2 protein-coding genes are annotated in these 2021 nt (G+C 31.6%); both read right to left on the minus strand.

Annotation, left to right across the window (positions count from 1 at the left end):
- Positions 1-193: 193 nt before the first annotated feature.
- Positions 194-730, minus strand: coding sequence for an Ltp family lipoprotein (locus ACH6CY_RS15575; protein WP_374068226.1), 537 nt, complete (start codon positions 728-730; stop codon positions 194-196).
- A gap of 225 nt (positions 731-955) precedes the next feature.
- Entirely contained in the window at positions 956-1627 is a 672-nt protein-coding gene (locus ACH6CY_RS15580) for a DUF874 domain-containing protein (protein WP_374068227.1), read from the minus strand.
- Between the last annotated feature and the right edge of the window lie 394 nt (positions 1628-2021).

A 2021-nucleotide genomic window follows, 5' to 3' on the forward strand; every position in this document is an offset into this window, starting at 1 on the left:
ACATTATTCCTCGTCTTTGATAGATATTCAAATAAAAACTATATCATTACTTAGAACATGAATTTAAAAATGACGTTGGTTAGTTTTTTTACTCACCAACGTCATTTATTGTACAACCTTTATTTATAATAAAAAGCCATGTCGCATTGACATGACTTAGATACACAATATTAGTTATTTTTGTTTAGTTAAATTATTTCGGTAAATTATCTACAGCATACTGCGCTTCTTCTTCGGTAAATTTTTCTCCGTGTTCTGAAATTAATTGATCGTAAATACCGTCATTTGACATATCCATCGTATCTGCATAAGACTCTGCCTTTTTCAACGCATTTTCTTTCCAATCAACTTCAATATTATCTATGGCATATTGTGCTGCGTCTTCAGGGAAGCTTTCCCCATGCTCTGATGTTAATTGATCATAAACACCCGCTTTTGACATGTGCATCGTTTCCGCGTATGATTTTGCCTTATTTAATGCCGCTTGATGTTCCCTTGGCACGTCGTCTTTCGCTTCCTCTTCTTTTGGCTCTTCTTTGTCATCATCACTTTCAACCTCTTCATCAGAAGATTCCGTATTATCTTGACCAGATTCTTCAGTACTTGCTGCTTCATCTGCTTCTTTTGAATCTTCTTCGCCACCAGTTACTACAGCTATAATTAAAATAATAGCGATTAACCAGACCCACCATTTTTTATAGAATGGTTTCTTGACTTTCTCTTTACCCAATGTTACCAACTCCTAATCTAATAATACCACTATTATCCCAGAAATCTGTAAAATATGCAATTGTTTATACTATAATCTACTGGTTTTGCCAGAAGAAAAAAGGAAGTAGATTCCTGCTAATTTAATAAAACACTCCATCATCACAGAGCAGGAACCGCGCGTTCCTATGAATGTGCTCTGTGATCATGAAAAAAGACATCCGAATGGGATGTCTTTAAGTTACCTTTAATCTAATTTATAAGTAATAGTTTGTTCATTTACCAATGTTTCTGCCGTGTCTCCGTGGTCAATTCTTCCTGTGATAATTTTAATTTCATTAATATCTTTTGGGTCGGAATCTTTAATAACTATACTGACTGCCGATTCATTCTTTACTTCACCGTATAGTGTCCTAGCATAGTTATCATCATAAGCCAAATCATTTCCGAATGTTTCTATTTGTTCCCCTGTATTTAAAACAATTGCACGAATAGGTGAATTTAATCTTACGTTTATGTCTTCTGTATTTTCAATTTCATATAAAATTTGAACGAATTCAATCGTGTTTTTATCAGTGAATTCTTGAATGTAATTTAAGAAATCAGGGTCTTTAACATTTAACATCCTGATTACTTTAATAGTATGTATCCTTAACTTTACCGGATCTAAATCAATCGTTTCATTAGGTTCTTTAGTCCCCATCAATTCCACAGTTCCGTCTATTTCTGGATCATACATTTTATCTCCGTCATTAGATAATTTCTCTTTCTCGCTACCTTTGTTTTTTTCATCTTCCGATTCTTCACTTTTGACTTCTTTATTATTCTCTCCGCTCACTTTTTTGTTTTTATCACCCCCATTAGTATCACATGCACTTATTAACAACAACATAACAATAATAAATAATAGCTTTTTCAAACGATAACCCCCTATGTATTATTACATAGAATTTTATCAGTTATTGGATTGTTTTGCCAGAAGAAAAAGAGCAACTGCAATAGTTTCTTTACTACCCTCTATAACTAAAAAATCTATTAGTTAAATTTTTTTCATGTTTTTTTATTTCATCTTCATACTTACCAATCTCATTAATTAGGTTATTTTTTAATTGTTTAAGTTCCTTTATTGATTCCTTTGTTAATTCAGGATTTGAGTCAAATGGACTTTCCGCTTCATAAATCTTTGCTTTTTCTGCTTTAATAATATTGCTTTTTATTACATTTTCTAATTCATTAGAATCAATTTCATAATTGCTCTTTTTAAAAATACAAAGACCTGCAGAAAATTAATAATGTAATTTTAAAAAATTCCT

The sequence above is a fragment of the Paraliobacillus sp. JSM ZJ581 genome (genome assembly GCF_044383835.1).
Taxonomy (GTDB): Bacteria; Bacillota; Bacilli; order Bacillales; family Amphibacillaceae; genus Paraliobacillus.